Below are 23191 nucleotides of genomic sequence, written 5' to 3'. Positions count from 1 at the left end.
TTATGATACCGGAAGCACGCTTCCACCGAAGAGAAAACGCTGTTCCCACGTCGTTCCGGCAAAATCGCCTTCATGTACTCCACCGCTGTCGTTAGAGTAGGTGTGGAGTATTTTGCCGTTGCCAAGATAAATGCCGACATGAGTAATTTTTTCCGAGGCTTTGTCGATAGCTTTATAATTAGCCGAATTCGAACCTTTATACGTCATGAAGAACATTAAATCGCCGCGCTTTAGATTATGCCAATCATTTTCCGCAGTTCCGTTGTCTTTGACATAGGCACCTTGCTGACGGGAATCTGAAGGGAGATTAATATCGAGCGATTCTTTGAATATCCAACGTACGAAATCGGAGCAATCGAAGGTTGTAGCGGTGCTCCGATTTGAACCAAACTCGTAGGGTGTTCCTTTATATTTCATGCCGTCCGCAATAACTTTTTCCACGGAGTCGACACTGTCATCGCTATTTGTTCCTTCATTAGATGAGCCATCTAAAGTGTTGGAGCTATCATCGTTATTTAATGTAGCTTCATCAGTAGTCTTATTCGATAATTTGCTTTTGACATTTGATTTAACGGTCAAAGAAGCAGCTGAAATGGTAGGTACTGAAGTGAAGCCACTAACGAGCAATAATGCTGCACACAATCCCATCACGTGTTTTTTCAAGGTAAAACACCTCCGTTTAGGTTGTATCTATACGCTAACATAGGAGGAAACAAGGGGAAACCCACAATTGTTGCCATCGTCCTTGAACCGTTGGTCTGAGTGGGAAAGGTCTTAGGACGGTATCCATCCCCGACTACAGTCTAGGCATAAAAACATCCGCGAGTCCGTTATGTTAAGATGCTTGGAGGTTTACAATAAGATCATAAGTTAAACGAGTTACAGAAAGAGGTGAAGCAAATGCGAAGCGGTAATGGGCTGGCACTGTTGCTAATCGGTTTAGGAGGATTAATCATACTCGGTAAATTGGGCCTCGGACTTGGATTCTTGTTCGGACTATTAATTCCGATTTTGATTATTATACTCGGCGTCGTGGCTTGGACCAATGGAAACCGACTGCTTGGAGGAATTGTAGCAGTTGTTGGGGGATTCATTCTTCTAGGCAAGCTGTCCTTCTTGTTCGTCTGGGCAGCGGCAATCGCACTGGTTATATTCGGTGTATCGATGCTTGGTCGTAAAAATTCCAGAACTTAAATGTATAGCAGATTGCAGCCGTAAGGAACAAGGAGGGATACAGGAATGAGTGTTATCAAAAGGGTGCGAGATATGACGGTAGCTTCGCTAAATGATCGTCTCGATAAAGCAGAGGATCCCGTCCGCGTCATCGATCAATTTCTGTGGTCAACGCATCAAGAGATTACGCAAAGCGAAGGGTTACACCGTCAATATGCAACCCATACTGAACATCTGCAACGGCAATGGAAGGAAGCCGAGCAATGGACGGTTAAGCGTGAGCAGCAAGCATTGATCGCGCTTAAGGCTGGTGAAGAGGACGTCGCTAAGCTAGCGCTTCAAGACAAGGTCATTCATGAAGAGCGCTCGGAGCGCTACAGACTACTTTATGAGCAAAGCAAGAGCGAGCTAGCGGATCTAGATCAATTATTGCAAGAGCTTCGTACGGAATATCGTACAGTGTATGACCGTCGACAATTTTACGTTGCGCGTATGGAATCACTAAGGCTTCAACAGAGATTAAACTCAAGATATGCGCCGGGTAATGTGGATACTTCCAATATGTTTCGCAAAATCGATGACCGCTTGACGGACATTGAACTTGAAACCCGCAGCTTGCGTGATCTTCGCAAGATGGGTCAGGAATCGTTATTGCAGGCTGGAGAGGTCGTTAAAAATACGATCGAAAGAGAACTGGAGCAGTTAAAACAGAAGCTGAAACAAGGAGGTTAAGAAATGCGCAAGCTTTATCGTTCAACGCGAGATAAAAAGCTATTCGGTGTATGTGGAGGCTTAGCGGAATATTTGGGCGTTGATGCCACATTACTTCGTATTCTGTTGGTCGTAGTTGCCGTCTTCTCAGCCGGATCTGTTGTCGTCGTCTATATCATTGCTGGGTTTGTCATTCCTCTTGAGCCTACTTACGGAGGTGGCTTCGGTGCTAATCCCTACGATCAAGGCTGGAGGGATTCTGAGCAACCCCAATACAGAAATCAAGGAGGCTTCAACTCTGGTTCCACTGGCTACACGGGATCTGGTACAAGCCCATCCTATTCTAGTGCTCCCCGTCCGGAGCCTGCCGCATCGGCTCGGCCATCATTCACGAAACCCTCACAGGGGATTGATGCCATGATGGAGGACATTGAGAAGAAATCCATGCAAAAAGAGATTGAAGAGCTGAAAGCCAGAATTACAAAATTTGAGAAACAGTCGAAAGGAGAATAACACCATGGGTGTATTCCAAAGAATGAGAGATATTACAAAGGCGTCTGTACATGATCTGCTTGATAAATTAGAGGATCCTATTGTTATGCTTAATCAATATCTCCGAGACATGGAGACAGAAATCCACGAGGCAGAAGTTACTGTAGCTAAGCAAATGGCGTCTGAGCGTCGGATGAAGCAGCGGTTGGATGAGGTGATCCGCTTAGGCGGCGATCGTGAAGGGCAAGCAGAGCATTCATTGCGTTCCGGCAATGAAGGGTTAGCTCGTAAGCTCCTAGAGGAAAAGGTACAATTTGATCAGCAAGCCGCTGAATTAACTGGACTTCATGATCAAGCAAGCACACAGGTCAGTGACTTGACTGTACAGCTTCATGAGATGAAGGAAGAATATTATAAGCTTCGGAATAAACGTAATGAGCTTGCGGCTCGTACGCAGATGGCTAAAGCCCGCAAGCAAATGGCACAAATTAGCTCATTGCATACTATTGAAAGCGGATCGGCATCGCGTGGCTTCTATCGGATGGAGGAAAAGGTTCTTCAGATGGAAGCTGAGGCTGATGTTGCAAGGCTTCCGGGCTCTTCCTTAGGTGGACTGCCAGCCCGTGTTGACCCGGAGAAAGCCTACCGAGTTGAACAAGAGCTAGAGGCATTGAAAAGCCGCGTGCAGCCAGACCTAAGCAAAGAGTAAAGAACTAGCATTCTCCCATGTCGCTAGATGTGCTATGATGTCTGATAGTGATGATTGATAGATATGTATGCCGAGCCATAACGGATCCAGATCCGTTATGGCTTTAACTACGGATGAAGACGAGAGCAGCAGGAGGTGTAACCCAATATGAAATTATCCAGCAACGCTATTCTGTTTATTATAGCCGGAATTTACCTTGCGCTTGGAAACGTAATGGGTTACGTAACGGTGAACGCTATCCTACTCCTGCTTATCGGTATAGATCGTTATCGTGGTGACCGTTCTCGAATTTCTATAATTGTAATTGTCATAAGTATTCTAGTGTTAATTATTAATCAATTTGGTTTGTTCTCGCTTCTGGTGCTGGTGTCACTTGGAATTTATTATTTTCGCTCGCGTCCGATGGGTTTCGGTACCTATGTGAGTAAGCATAAGCTACTGCAGAACATGAGGCTTGATGAGCATTCTTGGGTACTCCACTCCATGAGCTTCTGGCATGCAATAGGAGAAATTCGAATGGACATGTCGCTTGCAGTTCCGGAGGACAAAGAAACGACGATTATATTGCAGGGGCTAGTAGGAGATATTGATCTAAATATACCTGATGATTATGGTATTGAGGTTGAAGCTTCTGTCTTAGTTGGTCAAATTTCGTTTAGGCAGATGAAAGAAGGCGGAATGCTCCATCGTTTATCTTGGCGTTCGCCTAACTATGAGGAATGCGAGCAGAAATTGAAACTTCAGTTATTCTATCTCGTAGGAGATATCAAAATACGTACGGTTTAGTCATGGATTGCGGAGGGGGGAGTCGCATGGAATCCCGAAAGGTCACCAATATGGTTTGGCGTCATATGGGCGAGGCGGTGCTATACTCCCTCGCCGTTGGCGCGCTCATTGTTTATTTAATGATTCGAAACGGATTAGCAGGTACGTTCCTGTCTTGGGAATCGGTTGTATCCTATATTCTCACAGCCGTAGGTGTGCTGACTGTCACAGGGGCTGCTTACGGCTTCTGGCGGAGCTATCCAATACGGCATCGCTTAGAGCTGCTTAGAGATACGATGGTCATGCTGGAAAAAGGAAGCCCGAGCCTCCCCCAGCCTGATCTGGGTAAGGATGAGATTGGAAGACTAGGCGAGCAGCTTGGGAAGCTTGGGCGTAAATGGGAGGAGCAGGTTACCTCCTTGCAGCGCTTGTCCACGAATAATGCAGAGCTTGCGACGAAAGCTCGTATGACCGCGGTTGTTGAGGAACGACAACGTCTCGCCCGGGAGCTGCATGATGCCGTTAGCCAGCAGTTGTTTGCTATCTCCATGACTGCTACGGCGGTAGGTCGGACTTTGGATCATGATTTCGAGCGGGCTCGTCGTCAGGTGGAGCTCATTGAAGAGATGGCTTCCGTTGCCCAATCCGAGATGAGAGCTCTTTTGCTTCATTTACGTCCTGTTCATTTGGAAGGTAAGCGGTTAGCCCAAGCTGTCCCTGAATTAGTTGAGGAGATGAAAGCGAAGGTTCCCGTTGACATATCATTAGAAATGGAAGAGGATTTACCGCTGAACAAAGGGGTGGAAAATCACCTTTTTCGCATCATCCAAGAAGCTCTCTCCAATACTCTACGGCATTCGAAAGCAACCAAGATGGATATTGTGCTTCAACGTCGCGGAGATACCGTTCGACTTGGAATTCGGGATAATGGAATTGGTTTTGATACGCAGGTTAAGAAGCATGCTTCTTATGGGATGACCAATATGGAAGAGCGCGTCAATGAGCTCGGTGGTTCTTTGAACATTGCCAGTGCACCCGGTAAAGGAACGCGTATAGAAATAAGGGTACCCTTAGTGGCGGAAGGTGGTTAAGCGAATGTCGGATATCTCGATGATAAGAGTATTATTGGTCGACGATCATGAAATGGTTAGAATAGGACTAGCAGCAGTACTCAATACTGAGGATGGTATTGAAGTCGTGGGAGAGGCGGGGAATGGATTAGAAGGTCTTCGCCTTGCTCGTGAGTACTCGCCTGATGTAGTGCTGATGGATCTGGTGATGGATGGAATGGATGGTATCGAGACTACCCGCCGACTTACGGAAGAAATGCCAGAGGTACGTGTTATTGTACTTACAAGCTTCTTAGATGACGAGAAAATGTATCCCGTCATTGAGGCGGGTGCTTTTAGCTACTTACTTAAAACCTCACGAGCTAATGAAATAGCAGATGCAATTCGCGCCGCAGCAAGAGGGCAGTCCGTGCTTGAATCGCAGGTTGCTTCCAAAATGATGAATCGCTTCCGTCGACCGCAGCAGGCAGTCGCTCAACCGCATGAGGATTTGACTGACCGGGAGATGGAGGTTCTGAAGCTGATCGCTCTTGGAAAGTCCAATCAGGAAATTGCCGATGATCTCTTTATTGGAATTAAGACGGTTAAGTATCACTTAACGAACTTATTCAGTAAACTGGGAGTAGAGGATCGTACGCAAGCGGCTATATATGCCCATCGGAATGGCCTCGCTGACTAGCTATGAATTAGAGCAGAATGAAGCTGTAGGCGAGGGGAAATGGGGATGACCGCTTTGACGCTGACGCTGTTTGCGCTCAAGGTGGGTCCAAGGCTGAGTATTCCCCAGTAAGCTGAAGTCGGATAGTGTTGCTGTTCAACTGAGACTTGTTCATCGGAATGAATATGGGCTTTACGTGATCTCTTAACCGGTCGCTGAGAGCGTTCGCCGTTCAGAACGATAGACGATGATTCGCAAAAAGCAAGTACTCCTGTGTAGCGAGTTTTGTCATTCATGATCACGCAAACCGCTCGACCGAGCAGAGGTCGAAGAGATTGTTCATGGAGAGAATACGCCATTCCGCAGCTGCCTCCTGGGTGAAATAATTTGAAGCATTTTATTCAACGGTACACATACAGGTAAGGGCGAATACCTAGGTTGGTAAAAGACAGTTAAAAGCATGGTATTGTCCCATAAATTGTGCTACACTACAATTCATGAGATTTGATGAAAATCAGCTCATCCCATTCCCGCGTACAAGAAAGCTGAGGACTATGACGGATAACAAACACGAATCTATTTCCGCTCATGAAGCGGTCTATTTCATTTTCGGAGCAACGGGTGATTTGGCCCGCCGTAAATTATTTCCGGCTCTTTACAGTCTATATCGCGAAGGAAAGCTGGGAGAACGATTTGCCATTGTTGGTTTGGCTCGTCGTCCTCGTACCAATGATCAGTTCCGCGATGACGTTCATGAGTCCATAAAAGAATTTTGTCGTTATAAACCAAGCGAAGTAGAAGCTTGGAATGCTTTTGTCGAGCATTTTACATATCAATCGCTCGATACTGGAAACGTGGAAGCCTTCCAACAGCTGAAGGCCCATACAGAAGAGCTTGAAGCCAGCTACAACATTCCAGGTAACCGCTTGTTCTATTTAGCGCTTGCCCCGGAGCTGTTCGGCAGCGTATCTCGCAACCTCCGCGCAGGAGGAATGCTGGAGAGCACTGGCTGGCATCGCCTTGTCATTGAGAAGCCTTTCGGGTACGACTACCCTTCCGCTGAGCTCTTGAACGAAGAAATTCGTCAAGTATTCCGTGAGGAAGAAGTATTCCGTATTGACCATTACTTGGGCAAGGAAATGGTTCAGAACATTGAGGTCATTCGTCTATCGAATGCTTTCTTTGAGCCATTGTGGAACAATCAGCACATTGCCAACATTCAGATTACACTAGCGGAAACAGTTGGTGTTGAAGAACGTGGTGCTTATTACAATAAGTCTGGCGCGTTGCGTGATATGGTACAGAATCATATGCTGCAAATGCTGACTATGATTGCAATGGAGCCACCAAGCCGATTGGACGCGGAGGATATTCGCGACGAGAAGGTTAAAGTGCTTCGTTCCGTTCGCAAGCTTGTCTCAAGCGATGAGATTCGCAATAACATTGTAAGAGGTCAATACTCTTCTGGAGCATCGAAGGGTAAGGAGCTTAAAGGTTATCGTGAGGAAGATTCAGTTGATCCTGCATCTACAACGGAAACATTTTTCTCTGCGCGCCTCTTTGTAGATAACTTCCGCTGGGCGGGTGTTCCCTTCTATGTGCGTACAGGCAAACGTTTGCCTGTTAAATCGACAGAGATTGTTATTGAATTCAAGAATGTTCCGAATAATGTACTGTTCGCCAAACGTCAGGAATTACAGCCGAACCTGTTAGTCATTCGCGTAAATCCGATGGAAGGCATCTATATTAAGTTCAACGCCAAGAAGCCAGGCAATGACATGACTGTTCAACCGGTAGCTATGGAATTCTGCCAAAGCTGCCAAGTGGGACTAAATACGCCAGAAGCTTACGAACGGCTTATTTTTGACGCTGCTCGTGGAGACCATACGTATTTCACCCGCTGGGACGAGCTTGCTGTCGCTTGGAAGCTAATTGATCCAATTGCTGCATCATGGAGAGAAGACGCTAGCGATCTGCAGCAATATCCTGCTGGTTCATGGGGACCGGAGAAAACGCAGCAGCTTCTTGAGAATGATGGCTTCCACTGGTGGCCCGTGAATGGACAAGATGAGGACAACGTTATTTGGTTGTCTAACACAAGCAAATAACGCTTTCGGAGGTTGTAACATGCCCAAAATATACGACATCAGTATGACGATCGAGGAAAGCATGCAAGTATGGAAAAGTTATGAGGCTAAGAAACCTCATATTACTAACGTGCAGAATCATGATCAGGGTAAGCCTCACGAGAGCTTGCTTACGATGAATACTCATACCGGCACACATGTTGATGCGCCGCTCCATATGCTTGCAGGTGGGGAAACGATTGAAACCATTTCGCTTGATCGTTTGGTCGGTCCAGCTAGAGTGCTTGATCTCACTCATCTTACGGGTTTTATTACAAAAGAAGATCTTGTTCCTTTCGCTATTCAACGTGGGGAAAGATTGCTCTTTAAGACTTCGAGTTCTTTTACTGAAGAATTTATGCTTGAGTTTGTGTTCCTAAGAGAAGATGGAGCACAATACTTAGCGGATATCGGAGTCGGTCTAGTCGCTACGGATGCGCTCGGCATTGAGCGTGCTCAAGCAGAATATCCAACTCATCGTACCCTCATGCGCAATGATGTCATCATTGTCGAAGGACTACGCTTGAAGGATGTAGCAGCGGGCAACTACACGCTAGTTATCGCACCTCTAAAGATGACCGGCATTGACGCTGCACCAGCAAGAGCCTTCCTTATGGGGGATTAGATTTAATAGCATTTGCTGAGCAAGACCATAAGGGGACCATGCCGTTGAGGTGTGGTCCCCTTAGTTATGTGCCTTTACCGCGAAAAATCGTACAATACCCTTACAAAGTGCCTCGGTCAAGCCTCTTAGCTCGAAAAAATCGTACAACAGCCTCCAAACATGCCTCGGCCAAACCTCGTAGCTCGAAAAAATCGTACAACACCCTCCGAAAGCGCCTCGGCCAAGCCTCGTAGTTCGAAAAAATCGTACAACAGTAACCAAAAGTGCCTCGGCCAAGCCTCGTAGTACGAAAAAATCGTACAACAGCCACCTAAAGTGACTCAGTCGAGCCTCGTAGTACGAAAAAATCGTACAACAGCCTCCAAACATGCCTCGGCCAAGCCTCGTAGCTCGAAAAAATCGTGCAACGCCTACGAAAAGTGACTCAGCCAAGCCCCGTAGTACGAAAAAATCGTACAACAGCCTCCAAACATGACTTAGCCAAGCCTCGTAACTCGAAAAAATCGTACAACACCCTCCAAAAGTACCTCAGCCAAGACTCGTAGCTCGAAAAAATCGTACACCGCCCCCACCAAACGTGCTTCTTTCCAGGTTTGTTACACAAAACTTATCAACCGATGAAACAAGCCCACTATTTTCTTATATTATTCATCATTTACAACGTAACAGTGTTATGTTACATTATCTGTGGAGGGATGCTTATGGATCGGGAATTGATATCCAAGAAGGAGCTATTGGACGAGAAAGGTATTTCTTACGGTCAGCTTTACCGCTGGAAGCGAAAGCAGCTCATACCTGAGGAATGGTTTATAAGAAAGTCTACTTTTACGGGCCAGGAAACCTTTTTTCCAAAAGACTTAATGCTGGCGCGCATCGATAAAATAATGAATTTGAAGGAAGATTTATCACTTGATGAGCTAGCAGGCAAACTGTCACCGTTACTGCCAGATTATGAAATGCGTAAAAGCGAGCTGTACGAACGAAACATTGTTTCGAAGGTTATTTTTCAACGATTCGCGGAGCAGGATCCGGACACGATTGTATATAACTTTGAGCGGATTCTTTACTTTTATGTGATAGATAAGCTACTACAAGCCGGAGAGATGGGGATGGAGGAGGGGGACCAGCTTCTTCAGACGATGCGGGATCATTTTCCGAAATTTGAAGGTAAGCCCTGCGATCTCGTATTTATTCGTAAAATGGGCGTGTCCTCCTTCGCACTCCTGTCAGTGCCTGCCGAGATTTATTATGAAAGTGGAGTCAAGCAAATCGCACGTATTTCGATAACGGAGTGTATTGAGCAGCTAAAAGGGAAATTAGTTTAGGGAGGGAAAGAGAATGGAAGCTATAGCTAAGCAAGATTTGAGTATTAATGGAGTAAGCTCGGCGGGTGGCGGAGCTTACGGAGCTGTAAAAATTGATGGTATCGGTAAAATTGAAGGTAGCATCAGCTCAATGATTTTTAACACTAACGGGATAGCTAAGATTAGAGGGGACCTGCTTACAGAAGAGCTAGATGTCGATGGAATAATAAAAATTGAAGGTCAGCTGTCGGCAGGGAAATCCACCGTTGATGGACATATGAAAGTGAAGGGGTCTTTAAGGGGAGAACAGCTTAAGCTTAACGGCATGTTGAATGTAGAAGGGGATTGTGAAGTCGAGAGACTCGAGATGGAAGGCTCTTTCGATGTGAAGGGCTTGCTTAACGCAGGTAGGATGAACATAAAGCTACTTGGAAAAGGAAAGGCACATGAAATCGGTGTCGAATTTATTCAAGTCCGGAGGGCACCCAAGAGTGTATGGAGCAGCCTTTGGCGCTGGATGCTTCCTCAGTTCACCACGGAGCTTCATGTGACCACGATTGAAGGCGATGATATTGATTTGGAGTATACGAAAGCAGATATCGTAAGGGGAAATCGAATTGTTATCGGTAAGGGCTGTACGATTGGCAAGGTTGAGTATCGTTCAGAGCTTAAGGTACATCAAGGTGCAAAGGTATTAGCGGAGGTGAGGACCGGTGGCTGAGGAAATTAGACGTGACTTGAGGATGATAGGTGAAACCAGTTCGAACGGTGGACAATTTCGTCATGTGAGAATTGTAGGGGAGTCTGTACTCTCAAGCGATGTTGACTGTTTGAAATTGCATTGTACAGGTGAACTGGATATAAACGGGGACTTGAAGGTAGGGGGTCTAAGACTCACAGGAGAGTGCGAGGTTAAGGGCAATCTTGATGCAACAAAAATTGGCGGGCGTGGAGAGATAAGCATTTTAGCAGGAGCAAGGTTGGAGGAAGTAAAGTTTACCGGAAATATTGATGTTAAGGGCGATTGTGAAGTGGGCTCTTATAGAGGGTCGGGTGCCTTCACAGTTGGAGGACTGCTAAGTGCCGAAATATTGGAAATCACTATGTATGGACCGTGTAATGCCAAAGAATTGGGTGGAGGCACCCTCAAAATTAAGCGAAGCAGGTCAGCGATATTCTCCAATTTAATTCGCTCTAAGCATGCTACTGTATTAAATACGGAGCTGATTGAAGGTGATTCGATTGATATAGAGCATACAGTCGCTAATGTAGTTCGGGGCAATCGTGTGAAGGTCGGTGCGGGCTGCGATATTGATCGAGTGGAATACAGGGGTACTCTGCAAATCCATAAGAGCGCGATTGTTAGGGAGCAAATAAAATTGTGACAAAGGAAAATGGGACGGTGTAAGGATGACGGAAAGAGGAAATAACAAAACACTTGTGCTAACCGGACTATTGATCGGTCTAATTTTCGCCGAGCTTGACGAGACGGTCGTATCCACAGCAATGCCAACGATTATTCGCGAGCTTCACGGGTTATCTCTTTATGGTTGGGTTGCAGGAATTTACATGCTGGCGGTAACGATGTTTATGCCGATTATTGGGAAGCTAGCAGACCTCTATGGGCGCAAGCGTGTGTATTTAAGCTGTATGGCTTTGTTCATCACGGGTTCTATAGTCAGCGGGTTAGCTCCTTCAATGACATGGTTGCTCATCGGTAGGGGAATTCAAGGCATCGGAGCTGGGGGATTAATGCCTCTCGCCCTAGTTATTATCGGAGATACTTACCCTTTGGAGCAACGGGCAAAGATTCAAAGCTTGTTCGGACCGTTAATGATACTACCTCAGCTCTTGGGCCCTACAGTCGGCGGATATTTAGTTGGTCACGTCAACTGGCATTGGGTGTTCCTCATTAATATTCCTGTAGGTTTAGTTGCTGCAGCAGTACTAGCCAAGGGTATGCGGGAAAGCAGAGGGGAAGAAAAACGATCTATTGATTGGGCAGGAGCCTTCACTCTTGTATTGGGTTTGCTATCTTTACTCATGGCTCCGGTTCTTATTGATAATCAAGGCTTAAGCTGGTCATCCCCATTAATCATTGGGCTCCTGGTTATTGCTGCTTTATTATTTATAATACTCATCCGAATTGAATCAAAAGCTAAGGAGCCTATCATTCCGCTTCATCTATTCAGAAACCGCAATGTAGTCGTGCTGTCTCTGCTCGTATTTACTTTGATGCTTGGGATTATGGGTGGCGTAGCGTTATTTCCCTTTTTCGCTCAAAATGTTATGGGCTTAACACCTACGGTTTCAGGGTATTTAATGCTCGCGTTTATGGCTGGTGCAGTTCCATCAAGTATTTTGAATGGGTTCTTGATTACGAGAGTAGCTTATCGAAGCCTGTTTATCGTATCATTCATCCTACCAATCGTCGGATTTTATCTGCTGACACAGCTTAATGTGGAGACGACAATGATGTATATTATTGTTAGCTTTTTCATTCTGGGCTTGGGGTTAGGCGCTCTATTCGGTGGAGACAATTTAATTGTGCAGGAATCCGTGAAGAAGGAACATAGCGGTATAGCATTGTCCACGGTGCAGCTGTTCCAAGCTTTAGGTGCTACGATTGGCCTGAGTATATTTGGGAGCCTCCTGTCTAGGAATATAAGTAGCGGAGTACTTAGCTTGAAGGATCAGCTTCCTGAGGGCACTGCTGAGCATATTGCAACAGACGGCATCCCAGCGGGGATCGCTCCAGAGCTACTGAATAAGGTGCAAACCGCTTTTTCAGAATCGTTCCAGAGCATCTATACGATATCGCTAGTGTTTGTAATTATTGCTTTCGTGATCTGCTGGTTCCTGAAGAAAGAAGTGTTATCGAAAAAAGAGCCCGAGAACGAAGCCGTTCCGACGATGAGCGCATAATATAGTTTGTTGTAATGTGATGGTGTACTATTGTGAATATCCCGAGGGGGCTATCTTAAAGCTGTGAAAACGGCTAGGGATAGCTCCTTTTAGTGAGAGTAGCTGTAATTCCATGCATTCTCATGCAGGAAAACTGCAGTATTTATATATTCACCCCTGAGGCCATTATCCCTTTTGCTCAGTTCAAAGGATGACGAAGTCGTTTTATGGTATAATGAAGGCTGTTATTTTATCGTGAAGGGAATATCAATCGATGAGCCAAAAGACGTCAGAAGAATTGCGGCAAGAGGTTTCCAAACGCCGTACTTTCGCTATAATTTCTCACCCCGATGCGGGGAAAACAACGCTTACGGAGAAGCTCCTTCTTTACGGAGGTGCGATTCATATTGCTGGCTCCGTTAAAGCGCGTAAAGCAGCACGCCATGCAACCAGTGACTGGATGGAAATTGAAAAGCAACGGGGAATATCGGTTACCTCCTCCGTTATGCAATTCCAGTACGAAGGCAAGCAAGTTAATATTTTGGATACCCCAGGTCACCAAGATTTCTCTGAGGATACTTATCGTACTTTGACCGCGGCGGATAGCGCTGTAATGCTTATCGACGTTGCTAAGGGCGTAGAGGCACAAACGATTAAGCTGTTCCAGGTATGTAGTAAAAGAGGAATCCCGATCTTTACGTTCATTAATAAGCTGGATCGTGAAGGTCAGAATCCCTTCGAGCTATTGGAAGAAATCGAGCGTGTGCTCGGTATTAGATCCGTACCGATGAACTGGCCGATTGGCATGGGTCGTGAGCTGTGCGGCGTATATGACCGGATGAAAAATCAGGTGGAGCTGTTCCAGGGTAAAGACCACACAAGTATTGAGGTTCGCAAAACGGAGGATTATAACGATCCGATTATTCGCGAGATGGCAGGCGACTTCCTTGCAGATCAATTGGCGCAGGATCTAGAGCTGCTTGACGTTGCTGGAGATTCGTTCGATTATGAGAAGGTACGCACAGGGCAGCTGACTCCCGTATTTTTCGGAAGTGCAGTTAACAACTTTGGAGTACAAACCTTCCTTGAGAACTTCTTGGAGCTTGCACCGCAGCCAACAGAGCGTAAAAGCACTGAGGGTATGGTTGAACCGGAGGAAGAGAAGTTTTCGGGTTATATTTTCAAGATTCAAGCGAATATGAACCCAGCTCACCGCGATCGCATCGCTTTTCTACGCATATGCTCCGGTAAGTTTCAACGTGGTATGAGTGTTCGACATGTGCGTGTAGGCAAAGAAATCAAGCTTTCCCAACCACAGCAATTTCTTGCGCAAGACCGCGATATCGTCGAAATAGCTTACCCAGGCGATATTATTGGTCTTTTCGATCCGGGGATATTCCGAATTGGAGACAGTCTTAGCGAAAGCCGCGACATTGTGTTTGATGAGCTTCCGACATTTTCACCAGAAATTTTCTCCAAAGTATCTATTAAAAATGCGTTAAAACAGAAGCAATACTTGAAGGGGCTAGACCAGCTGACGGAAGAAGGTATGGTTCAAGTATTCCGCTCGGTGGGTGCTTTCGAGGATACGTATCTTGGCGTTGTCGGACAGCTTCAATTCGAAGTATTCGAGTATCGGATGAAAAATGAATACGGCGTTGACATTCAATTGTTCCGCACGCAGTTCCAATTTGCCCGCTGGATTGTTGGTGACAAGGTAGACCCTAGTAAGTTCCGTATTAATTCGATTTTAGTGAAAGACAAAAACAATGTCGATGTGGCACTATTCGAAAATGAATATGCTATGAGAACGGCAATGGATCGGATGCCTGACTTGCAATTCCTCGAAGTCGCTCCATAAAGGTAAAACGACCGCGTCCTTCAGGGATTAGCGGTTTTTTATTTGATTTATTGTGTGAAGCGCAAAGGAATTGTAAAATGGTAGGAAACTTGAACGGATGTAAAGGAGGATTGCTCGTGAGTAACCGACTAAAGATAAAGGGCGGCCATATCGTCAAACCTGATGGGGTGTACGAAGGGGATTTGACGATTGAGAATGGGGTAATTATCGCGATTGATACTGGCTCAGAAAACCCGGACGAAACATCGGAGTCACACAGTGCAGATCAAGTCATTGATGCCGAAGGAGCCTGGGTGCTGCCCGGTTTAATTGATATTCATTGTGATGCTATTGAGAAGGAAATAGAGCCGCGTCCAAATACTCTTTTTCCAATGGATATGGCATTTCTACAGTTTGAAAGAAAGCTGGCGGGGCATGGGATTACTACGATGCTTCATTCTTTATCTCTTGGTGTAGGGCTAAGTGTTCGCGGGGAGCATCTGGTGGGAGAGGTAGTCAATTTAATTGCTACGATGAGGCAGGAAAGGGCGATGATTCGCCATGGCGTACATCTTAGATATGAGGTTTCGCATTTAACTGGCTTTGATTTGGCGCAAAGGCTAATTTCAGATGGTCTGATCGATTACTTGTCATTAATGGATCACGCTCCTGGCCAAGGACAATATCATCGACCTGGCGCGTTCCAGCGTTATGTGATGAAAAATCAAGGGGTCGATCTAAATGAGGTAGCCGCCATCGTTAAGGAGTTGGAGGAGCGTAGAAGTCTGGTGGATTGGAATAAGCTGAAATCATTAACAGCGGATGCCCGCAAGCTAGGCATCGCCGTCGCTTCTCACGACGACGATAGCGCTGCTTCCGTTGACCGATCTCTCGGTTTCGGTGCCACTGTATCCGAGTTTCCGCTTAGCCTTGAGACTGCAGCCTATGCGGATAATCAGGGAATGAGTGTCTGTGTTGGAGCCCCCAACATCGTTCGCGGGGGGTCCCATGATGGAAATCTAAACGCGATTGAAGCCATACAATCCGGGGTAGCTGACACTCTTTGCTCGGATTACCATCCAGCCTCTTTGCTTCATTCTATTTTCAAATTGGAAACAGAAGGAGTGCCGCTTACAAGAGCCGTTGCAATGGCATCACTTAATCCCGCTAAAGTGCTAGGACGTGCGGATTCGATTGGCTCAATTGAATTAGGTAAACGTGCTGATGTTATTGTCGTTCGCAAAATTCGGAATAATCCACTCGTCCAATATACTGCTGTAGAGGGAAAGCTGGTTCATGCCACGCATGATTTTTTCTAAGCCTAATGTACGCTCAGTTGTTTGTGAAGCGTCTCGACCATTTTTTTGCGAGCTGCAGCTGTGCTATCTTTCCAAATTAATTCGAACAAAACACCTAAGCCAGGCAGGGCCATTTCTTCGTTACCAATGGAGCTTTCAACAATTTCAGTAAGCTCGTCTGTGCTCTTGCCTTGTACCCTTTGGTTAATCGCTTGTCGTAAGTCTAATTCCACGTATAGGCCTCCTTAAGGGGAACTTCCAGTGTAGAATTCCCTACTGGGCCAACGGTTATGCCGGATGATGAATGTGATATAATGAGTCCATTGTGGAAATGATCGGGAGGAGGTACATCAAGTTGGCCAAAAAGCCTTATGCTAAGAAGCAATTCGCTATTATTGGATTAGGTCGGTTCGGTACAAGTGTTGCCAAGTATTTAGCCGAACTGGGATATGAAGTGCTAGCAGTAGATGATAACGCTCAGCGCGTGCAGGACGTCGCACATTCCGTGACACATGCTGTTGTTGCAGATTCAACAGATGAAGAGGCAATGAATGCGCTAGGAATTCGTAATTTTGATGTAGTAGTCGTTGCAATTGGACAAGATATTCAATCCAGCATATTGACGACATTGATCCTGAAGGATCTTGGCGTTCCCTATATTATTGTAAAGGCACAGAATGATCTACACGGTAAGGTGCTGAACAAAATCGGAGCTGACAAGGTCGTATTTCCGGAGCGGGATATGGGTTTACGTGTTGCCCATCATCTTATTTCTCCGAACATCCTTGAGCATATTGAGCTTTCGGTTGATTATAGTATCGTCGAAATGAAGATTCCTTCCTCGATGATTGGCAAAAGTCTTAAGCAACTGGACATTCGCCAGAAATACAATTGCAACGTGCTCGCAGTGAAAAGAAACGGTGAGATGAATATTACACCTCGGGCTGATGAATCTATGGTGAAGGACGATATTCTGGTCATTGTCGGCAAGAACGATCAATTAACGAAATTGGAGCAAGCTAATGCGGAACCTTGAAGGCTATATAAGCTCAGCAGCAAATCCAAGGGTAAAAGAGTGGGCCAAGCTGTTGGAGCGTAAATACCGGGAACGTGAAGGTAAATTTTTGCTGGAGGGCATACATCTTGTAAAAGAAGCATTGGATGCACAATGGCCGCTTGAGGTTGTTGCATTCGATGAAGGCTCCGGCGTTCTGGATACTTTTGCTCAATATTTGGAGCATGAGCATAAGGATGGACCTGCATGGATACCGGTCTCTCCTGATATCATTATGAAGTGCAGTGAGACGGGAACTCCCCAGCCAATCTTTGCCGTTGCTCTTAAGCGTCCGCCAAGCGCGGAGCTACTGTTCGGCACCGAAGGTGGTTTAGTTGCTGTGCTCGACGCTGTCCAGGATCCTGGGAATGTAGGCACGATAGTCAGGAGTGCCGCTGCAAGCGGTGCAACCGCGGTCGTACTCGGCAAGGGAACAGTGGATCTATATAATCCGAAAACAATTCGAGCGACGATGGGGGCTATTTTCCACGTTCCTGTACTGGAAGCAGATTTAAGTGAGTTACTGCCCGAAGCTGCTGCACAGGGTGTTTCATTGGTAGGGACTAGCCTACAAGCCGCACAATCATGCTACGATTATGATTTCCGTTGTCGCAATGTTTGGCTTGTATTCGGCAATGAAGGCAGCGGCGTATCCGAGCAAGTATCCGAATTAGTACATGCGAATGTAATTATACCTATGACCGGCCGCGCAGAATCTCTCAACGTCGCAATGGCTTCAACCTTACTCCTGTTCGAGGCTCAGCGGCAGCGGAATTTTACAAAAACAATAATTCCTGTCCACCAACCTAAATAACTGTCTTCACCCGAAAAAACTGTCCTCAAATCACTAAAGACTGGAAACTGGTCGGCATTACCTCCAACCAACCTCCAGTCTTTTCTCTACTCTTTTAGACCTTCTCCAGCCATTTCTCAATTTTTTTCCTCCAATCAAAATCCATTCCCAATCAAGCCATTTTCCGAATCTATTCTCCCACCAAAACCTCCATCATTTTAACTTCAAACGTTTACTCGATTGCTCACTCTAAGGCATTCCAGTCGCTTCTTTTCCCGCTCTAAATCCGTCATTTCAAGCCTGGTTTTCCTCGATCTTCACTCCAATCATAATCACCGTAATCCCTGTAGTATCAAAGCTTTTTCGGGTTTTCCTCTGGTATTTCCTCAGCTATATTCCCAATCGTTTTTCTCGATCTTTGAATCCAACATGATCTCGATGCTCTTCCTCGAATTGTTGATGAGATGGATGAAAGGCGGGAGTGGAAGCGGGAGAAGAGAGAGGCGGAATTGCATTCGATTTCTTCTCAATCCAATGCCTTTCTCCAATGTTTCTTCAGCTATTTACTCGGTTCTATACCTCTCCCCAATGGTTTCCTCATCTCTTCCCCCTGCTCTAAAGGACACCAATTATTATCTCTTTTCGTTCACAATTGAACCAGTTCTCTTCCAGTTTTTCATCCGCTAAACCTCACATGGGCAGACAACAATTATTATCTTGAAATCAGGGGAGAGGCGGTGTGGGATTAGGGATTTGGGGGATTGGAGGTGGGGACAGTAATTATTATCTTTTTACAAAGTAGAGGTTTTAAGGGGATGAGAGGATATAGATAGGGGGAGGATCATTTCCTTGACTCTCCATAGTATCCTCACTCGGAAGTCCAACTGGGAAATAGGTGCAATTGGGTTTGCCGTATGGAAAATTTATGTTAATAACGCTTTGTGAAGAGGTATATCGAAGCCATACTCCTATTTCGATTAACGACAGGATCATTCATCAGTTACACATGTTGAGAAAAACGCTAGGCATCCGCTTTAATGTTCAAATGGCTTATAGTGCAGTTGTCCATTGTCCTGTTCTAGTGGGCCTACAATATTCTTTCTTACAAGAATCCCTTCAAATGCTAACCTATCGGTGATAATTCAACATGTGAATATTTCGGTGCCATAGAGCCAACTAGTTAATGAGTTAGATCCATCATGTTAATAAAGTAGAGCCATCATGATAATGGCGAGAGCCATCAAATAATTGATAGCTCGCGGTTAACTAATTCAACCATCGTTCACCGTTAGCTAATTAATTTAACTTTCCTCGGCATCAAGCAAATATCCTGTAAACTCTTCATGTAAAGCAATCCCTTCCTTCAGGGATTCCCCAGTATCTTCTACAACAAGGTCAATAGTGAATTTCTCGGCAAGTTCTGTACCACCGTCAATCATTACTAATACAGAATGTAAGACTCCATCAATCTTATCCTGTATAACTTTTTTAAATGCTTCAATTCCTTCATCTGTACTAAGAAGGTTATTTAATAACCGATATTCACTTTTTAAATCAGACCATTCAGGAATAACCGTATTCGGACCAAGGTAGTCCACATTAATCCAAGAATCCCGTATCTGCTTTAAATCCTGAAATAAGGCATTTTGTTTATTCATCAAGCATCCCCCAAATATTTATTGTCATCACAAAAATTCGTTAAGCTGTTCCATTATCCTACCTCTATGGAGAATGCTCCCCGTTAACGTAATAACGGCTGCTCCGCAGCAGCCGTTCATGTATCGTACCCGTTAGCTTAATAATTTCAAAGCGAAGATGTATCGCTTGCTAATCGTGTCCCAATACATATCAATTAAACAATTAAATTTAAATTCCATAGTTTTCCTAATTTCACGATAGCTTGTTCAACTTTCGTATCATCTAATAATCCAACATCGATAATTTCAATTTCTCCAAATCTGCTTCTGTAAAATGAAATCTTGTCTATATTGTAGTCGTCACCTATCCCAATTCCCCCACATTCTATGTCAATGATGTTCAGCAAATAATAACTAACAATTTGAGAACATTCAAGCCATCAGTAACCCCTACTTTTTGTACATTTAAAATCGTATAGCGTATCGTCAATAAATATATCTGCGTCAGCTCCACCACAAAACATTGAGACAATGCCAAACCTGGGGTTAAATACAACATTACTATTTTCTTTGACAATACCCGCATTAATAAATTTAGATTGAAACACTTCACATAATAATTTCAAGTCATTTATAATCTTAATGTCAGTATCGTCTATTAGACTTTTCTCAATATCCATAGGGGGCAAACCAGACCTTGCAACAGTTTCGAGCGAAGCCACATAACCTGAAAAGTTTATCAATTCGTCAAAATCTACTTTTTTGTTGTTTATAAACCGTTCGCATTCTTTTTTTGCCTTTTTTGTGTTTATTTACAAGTGTCTTAAAAGTTTTTTATCGGTCATTCTTTCTAAATATATCAATCCTTTTTTAGCAATTATGCATACTATATGCAAGCTCTTTGTCTTTCTTATTTTTAATGATTTTAGCGATTATAGACCTTGCTAAATAATCGAAGCCAATTCCTAAGGGGGTTGAATGAAAAGTATTAGTCAAGGAATATGGAACTAATTCTTCGTATTCATCTGAGAATGGCTTTTTGCCTGAAATAGTGTAAAAAGGTGGTTTGGGATTAATTGGATTTCTTAAAATACTTTTAGTAAATTAAACTATCCTGCCATGTAGTTCAATAAAATGAGCAAGCTGCTCAGGCAACCTGCTCTGAGATAATATTCAGCTATCGTTATCCGTTATTTAAATATTTATTTTACTTTCTAAAAAAAATCAGACGGATAAGCTTGCCTAATGTACTAGTTGAATTATTTTTAACATTAGCAGAATCGGTTTTCTTAGGTTGTGTTGCTTGTTGTTTAACACCAAAGTTTTTTAAGGGAACCTTCGCCAATGGCTTGTCCTTAACATCCCCGTTTTTATAATGGTATGAGTAATTTTGTTGACCTTCATAGTATCCTTCATTGTAACCTTTGATAAAATCATCACTTAATCCATTTGGCAGATACTTATTGAGGTTTTCCCTACCATCATGCCATCCAGCACCAAAGCCGTCATGGTCATTATTTGTCCTGCAAAATGGGTGCATTAGAGCATGAATGCCCTCGGAAAATAAATAACTAGGAGAGACTGCATTTTTTAACCCTAAACACTTTTTACAAGTAACTTCTCCATAAACTCTTTCTGTTTTCATTGTTGTAAGATCTACATGGCAAGCTATGTACAGGAAACCGCCCATATCAATTGCTGTATGAATAGATTTACCGTTTTTAACCTTTGCGGATGCTATCATTTTATTCAATCCATTCAAAAGTTAATTTGGTTTATAACACCCTAATTGTAGCATATTCTTCCATTGCTTAGTCAACTAAACTACTGGTTAGTTGAAGAGGTCATCTATCACTGAGCAACACCAAGATGATATGCTTTGGATGTCTGAAAATGAATTCTACAGCTACACTCGTGAGAGTTTACTTGAACTGACAAATGGAAAGCCAATCATACATGGACACACGCCTCTTGAGATCATTTATTTTGACGGAGTAAGATTAAATTGCGATTTGGGTTCAAATACATACTCGGTTATTGAGGAGAGGGCACTTGCATTAGTAAACCTATCTTTAATGGAATACTTTAAGTACAAGCCATCGACCAAGAGAATAGAAACTCATAAGGTGATAAGGATTTGAAGATATGAATTGAAAAAGGCAGGAGATGATATCTTGTTCTTGCGCGGTCTTGAAATTTTGAGGAAATCTAATATTAACCCTAATGTATACCCATTCTCGGTTCTTGCGATACAGAACTTAGAAGCTATTGAGTTCAAAACAAATGTGACATTCTTTGTAGGAGAAAATGGTTCAGGTAAATCAACCATCCTTGAAGCAATTGCTCATCAATGTGGTTTTAACACGGCAGGTGGAGGTAAAAATAACGTCTATGAGGTGGATGCATCCCAATCTGTCTTGGGTGATCATATTCGATTGTCATGGATGCCAAAGATAACAAACGGTTTTTTTCTGAGGGCAGAAACCTTCTATCATTTTGCATCCCATTTGGATACCATGCCAGAGAGCTTACCATACTATGGAGGTCGCTCTCTGCATGAGCAATCGCACGGTGAAGCTTTTCTGTCGCTCTTTAACCATCGTTTTGGGAAAAAGGCGATCTATTTACTTGACGAGCCGGAGGCGGCACTTTCTCCTGCTCGTCAATTGGCATTATTACGTATTATCAAAGACTTAGAGAATGATGCTCAATTTATCATTGCCACGCATTCCCCTATACTACTTGGATATCCCAATGCCCAAATATTAAGCTTTGATGACTATCCAGTTGGAGAAATAAAGTACGAGGATACGCTACATTACATCATCACAAGACGTTTTCTCGAAAATAGAGATACGGTTCTTAAGGAACTATTTGCGGACGATGATTCATAAATCATAAATTTAGCAGGCTCCACCTTGGTTGATTATCGGTCAAGCTCTTTACGTACAAGGGGGGCAACCTTGGTGCCGAACAGTTCAATGGTCCGTAACATCTCGCGATGCGGTATGGTGCTGATATCGACATGCAGGAAGAAGCGGTTGATTCCTAGATTTTTGTGCAAGAGAATGATTTTCTCTGCGACATATTCGGGCTCGCCGACATAGAGGGCACCTCGCAGGCTGCGCGCAGCATCGAAGGTTTCGCGCGTATAAGGTGGCCATCCTCGCTCACGCCCGATGACGTTCATTTGGGCTTGTGTCGAAGGATACAAGAAATCGGCAGCCTGTTGCGTTGTTTCACCGACGAAGCCATGCGAATGTATGGCAATCGACAGGGTGTTAAGATCATGTCCGGCACGTGTAGCAGCTTCTTTGTATATCTCAACTAATGGAGCGAATCTTTCGGGCATACCTCCGATAATTGCGAATACGATGGGAAGGCCCAGCGTTCCTGCACGTGCAGCCGATTCTGGATTCCCGCCGCTTGCGATCCACACGGGTAACGGACTCTGAACAGATCGAGGGTATACCCCGAGGTTATTAATAGCTGGACGGTGTCCACCGCGCCAGGTTACTTTCTCCGAGGCTCTGATTGCAAGTAGCAGCTCTAGATTTTCCTCGAACAATTCGTCATAATCATTTAGGCTTTGTCCGAACAGGGGAAAAGATTCAATGAACGAGCCCCGACCTGCCATAATTTCTGCCCGACCATTAGAGATGCCATCAAGAGTGGAGAAGTTTTGATACACGCGAACTGGATCGTCCGAGGATAGCACGGTTACAGCGCTTGTGAGCCTAATCCGTTTCGTTAAAGAAGCCGCAGCAGCTAGTATGATAGCGGGTGAAGTGCTTGCGTAATCCGCTCGATGATGCTCACCGATTCCATAGACATCCAGGCCTACTTGATCGGCGAGGACAATCTCCTCAACTCCATTGCGCAGGCGTTCGGCATGGTCCATAGTGACTCCAGTCACCGGGTCTGGTGTCGTTCCTAAGAATGTACTGATTCCAATTTCTATTGTTTTGGCTGGATTTGTCATACTAAATCGCCTCCTATATTAGAATTATTATACTATACTTTTTATTGTTT

The 23191-nt window shown here is 44.5% G+C and carries 26 protein-coding genes; 19 read left to right on the top strand and 7 right to left on the bottom strand.

Features of this window, described 5'->3' with window-relative positions; genetic code table 11:
- Positions 1–663, bottom strand: coding sequence for a C40 family peptidase (locus tag KCTCHS21_RS22515; protein ID WP_232057925.1), 663 nt, complete (start codon positions 661–663; stop codon positions 1–3).
- A gap of 237 nt (positions 664–900) precedes the next feature.
- On the opposite strand from KCTCHS21_RS22515, the gene KCTCHS21_RS22510 reads away from it, so the two are divergent.
- The 7 genes from KCTCHS21_RS22510 (at position 901) to KCTCHS21_RS22480 (ending at position 5599) form a co-directional block, all read left to right on the top strand.
- Positions 901–1194 carry a LiaF transmembrane domain-containing protein gene (locus KCTCHS21_RS22510; RefSeq protein WP_130613626.1) on the top strand — a complete coding sequence of 98 codons (294 nt, stop codon included), beginning with the start codon at positions 901–903 and terminating at the stop codon, positions 1192–1194.
- 45 nt (positions 1195–1239) lie between these two features.
- Positions 1240–1905, top strand: coding sequence for a PspA/IM30 family protein (locus KCTCHS21_RS22505; RefSeq protein ID WP_130613623.1), 666 nt, complete (start codon positions 1240–1242; stop codon positions 1903–1905).
- A 3-nt stretch (positions 1906–1908) separates the two neighbouring features.
- On the top strand, positions 1909–2397 hold the full coding sequence (locus KCTCHS21_RS22500; RefSeq protein WP_130613621.1) for a PspC domain-containing protein: 489 nt from the start codon (positions 1909–1911) through the stop codon (positions 2395–2397).
- Positions 2398–2401: 4 nt separating this feature from the next.
- The gene (locus KCTCHS21_RS22495) at positions 2402–3085 is read left to right on the top strand and encodes a PspA/IM30 family protein (RefSeq protein ID WP_130613619.1); all 684 of its coding nucleotides are present in this window, start codon (positions 2402–2404) and stop codon (positions 3083–3085) included.
- A 147-nt stretch (positions 3086–3232) separates the two neighbouring features.
- The gene (liaF, locus tag KCTCHS21_RS22490; RefSeq protein WP_130613617.1) at positions 3233–3871 is read left to right on the top strand and encodes a cell wall-active antibiotics response protein LiaF; all 639 of its coding nucleotides are present in this window, start codon (positions 3233–3235) and stop codon (positions 3869–3871) included.
- Between the two features lie 26 nt (positions 3872–3897).
- Positions 3898–4941, top strand: coding sequence for a sensor histidine kinase (locus tag KCTCHS21_RS22485; RefSeq protein WP_130613615.1), 1044 nt, complete (start codon positions 3898–3900; stop codon positions 4939–4941).
- Between the two features lie 19 nt (positions 4942–4960).
- Positions 4961–5599, top strand: a complete 639-nt coding sequence (locus KCTCHS21_RS22480; protein WP_148669480.1) for a response regulator transcription factor — start codon at positions 4961–4963, stop codon at positions 5597–5599.
- Here the strand turns inward: KCTCHS21_RS22480 and KCTCHS21_RS22475 are convergent.
- Positions 5596–5937, bottom strand: coding sequence for a hypothetical protein (locus KCTCHS21_RS22475; RefSeq protein ID WP_130613611.1), 342 nt, complete (start codon positions 5935–5937; stop codon positions 5596–5598). The genes KCTCHS21_RS22480 and KCTCHS21_RS22475 overlap by 4 nt on opposite strands.
- 195 nt (positions 5938–6132) lie before the next feature.
- Here KCTCHS21_RS22475 and zwf point away from each other — a divergent pair, with 195 nt between their 5' ends.
- The 8 genes from zwf to KCTCHS21_RS22435 all read left to right on the top strand — a co-directional run bounded on the left by zwf (position 6133) and on the right by KCTCHS21_RS22435 (position 15696).
- The gene (gene zwf / locus KCTCHS21_RS22470; protein WP_130616659.1) at positions 6133–7686 is read left to right on the top strand and encodes a glucose-6-phosphate dehydrogenase; all 1554 of its coding nucleotides are present in this window, start codon (positions 6133–6135) and stop codon (positions 7684–7686) included.
- Positions 7687–7705: 19 nt separating this feature from the next.
- Positions 7706–8329, top strand: a complete 624-nt coding sequence (locus tag KCTCHS21_RS22465; RefSeq protein ID WP_130613609.1) for a cyclase family protein — start codon at positions 7706–7708, stop codon at positions 8327–8329.
- Between the two features lie 701 nt (positions 8330–9030).
- Positions 9031–9654: a YhbD family protein gene (locus KCTCHS21_RS22460; protein ID WP_130613607.1), complete on the top strand. Its 624-nt coding sequence runs from the start codon at positions 9031–9033 to the stop codon at positions 9652–9654.
- 13 nt (positions 9655–9667) lie between these two features.
- Entirely contained in the window at positions 9668–10354 is a 687-nt protein-coding gene (locus KCTCHS21_RS22455; protein ID WP_130613605.1) for a polymer-forming cytoskeletal protein, read from the top strand.
- Positions 10347–11018: a hypothetical protein gene (locus KCTCHS21_RS22450; RefSeq protein ID WP_130613603.1), complete on the top strand. Its 672-nt coding sequence runs from the start codon at positions 10347–10349 to the stop codon at positions 11016–11018. The genes KCTCHS21_RS22455 and KCTCHS21_RS22450 overlap by 8 nt, the downstream gene beginning before the upstream one ends.
- Positions 11019–11043: 25 nt before the next feature.
- Positions 11044–12558, top strand: a complete 1515-nt coding sequence (locus KCTCHS21_RS22445; protein WP_130613601.1) for an MDR family MFS transporter — start codon at positions 11044–11046, stop codon at positions 12556–12558.
- A 253-nt stretch (positions 12559–12811) separates the two neighbouring features.
- Positions 12812–14398 (top strand): peptide chain release factor 3, encoded by a 1587-nt coding sequence (locus KCTCHS21_RS22440; RefSeq protein ID WP_130613599.1) that lies wholly within the window; start codon positions 12812–12814, stop codon positions 14396–14398.
- Positions 14399–14514: 116 nt separating this feature from the next.
- The gene (locus tag KCTCHS21_RS22435) at positions 14515–15696 is read left to right on the top strand and encodes an alpha-D-ribose 1-methylphosphonate 5-triphosphate diphosphatase (RefSeq protein ID WP_130613597.1); all 1182 of its coding nucleotides are present in this window, start codon (positions 14515–14517) and stop codon (positions 15694–15696) included.
- A gap of 2 nt (positions 15697–15698) precedes the next feature.
- Here the strand turns inward: KCTCHS21_RS22435 and sspI are convergent, their stop codons facing one another.
- The gene (sspI, locus tag KCTCHS21_RS22430; protein ID WP_130613595.1) at positions 15699–15908 is read right to left on the bottom strand and encodes a small acid-soluble spore protein SspI; all 210 of its coding nucleotides are present in this window, start codon (positions 15906–15908) and stop codon (positions 15699–15701) included.
- 122 nt (positions 15909–16030) lie between these two features.
- Between sspI and KCTCHS21_RS22425 the strand changes: the two genes are divergently transcribed.
- Together KCTCHS21_RS22425 and KCTCHS21_RS22420 are read left to right on the top strand one after the other, a co-directional pair.
- Positions 16031–16711: a potassium channel family protein gene (locus KCTCHS21_RS22425; RefSeq protein ID WP_232057924.1), complete on the top strand. Its 681-nt coding sequence runs from the start codon at positions 16031–16033 to the stop codon at positions 16709–16711.
- Positions 16698–17543, top strand: a complete 846-nt coding sequence (locus tag KCTCHS21_RS22420; RefSeq protein ID WP_130613591.1) for a TrmH family RNA methyltransferase — start codon at positions 16698–16700, stop codon at positions 17541–17543. Before KCTCHS21_RS22425 ends, KCTCHS21_RS22420 begins: the two co-directional genes overlap by 14 nt.
- A 1280-nt stretch (positions 17544–18823) precedes the next feature.
- On the opposite strand, the gene KCTCHS21_RS22415 is transcribed toward KCTCHS21_RS22420, so the two are convergent.
- The 3 genes from KCTCHS21_RS22415 to KCTCHS21_RS22400 all read right to left on the bottom strand — a co-directional run bounded on the left by KCTCHS21_RS22415 (position 18824) and on the right by KCTCHS21_RS22400 (position 20903).
- Entirely contained in the window at positions 18824–19180 is a 357-nt protein-coding gene (locus tag KCTCHS21_RS22415) for a histidine kinase (RefSeq protein ID WP_130613589.1), read from the bottom strand.
- Positions 19181–19599: 419 nt separating this feature from the next.
- The gene (locus KCTCHS21_RS31245; RefSeq protein ID WP_162309362.1) at positions 19600–19881 is read right to left on the bottom strand and encodes a hypothetical protein; all 282 of its coding nucleotides are present in this window, start codon (positions 19879–19881) and stop codon (positions 19600–19602) included.
- Positions 19882–20366: 485 nt separating this feature from the next.
- Positions 20367–20903: a hypothetical protein gene (locus KCTCHS21_RS22400; protein ID WP_130613583.1), complete on the bottom strand. Its 537-nt coding sequence runs from the start codon at positions 20901–20903 to the stop codon at positions 20367–20369.
- A 139-nt stretch (positions 20904–21042) separates the two neighbouring features.
- Here KCTCHS21_RS22400 and KCTCHS21_RS22395 point away from each other — a divergent pair, with 139 nt between their 5' ends.
- Both KCTCHS21_RS22395 and KCTCHS21_RS22390 read left to right on the top strand, forming a co-directional pair.
- The gene (locus KCTCHS21_RS22395) at positions 21043–21300 is read left to right on the top strand and encodes a hypothetical protein (RefSeq protein ID WP_130613581.1); all 258 of its coding nucleotides are present in this window, start codon (positions 21043–21045) and stop codon (positions 21298–21300) included.
- A gap of 33 nt (positions 21301–21333) precedes the next feature.
- Positions 21334–22053, top strand: coding sequence for an AAA family ATPase (locus KCTCHS21_RS22390; protein WP_130616658.1), 720 nt, complete (start codon positions 21334–21336; stop codon positions 22051–22053).
- A 32-nt stretch (positions 22054–22085) separates the two neighbouring features.
- Here KCTCHS21_RS22390 and KCTCHS21_RS22385 read toward each other — a convergent pair whose 3' ends face one another.
- Positions 22086–23141: an LLM class flavin-dependent oxidoreductase gene (locus KCTCHS21_RS22385; protein WP_130613579.1), complete on the bottom strand. Its 1056-nt coding sequence runs from the start codon at positions 23139–23141 to the stop codon at positions 22086–22088.
- Between the last annotated feature and the right edge of the window lie 50 nt (positions 23142–23191).

Origin of the sequence: Cohnella abietis (assembly GCF_004295585.1) — a bacterium.
Taxonomy (GTDB): Bacteria; Bacillota; Bacilli; order Paenibacillales; family Paenibacillaceae; genus Cohnella; species Cohnella abietis.
The sequence above is the reverse complement of the archived record's forward strand: the minus strand, read 5'-3'. Positions and strand labels throughout refer to the sequence as shown.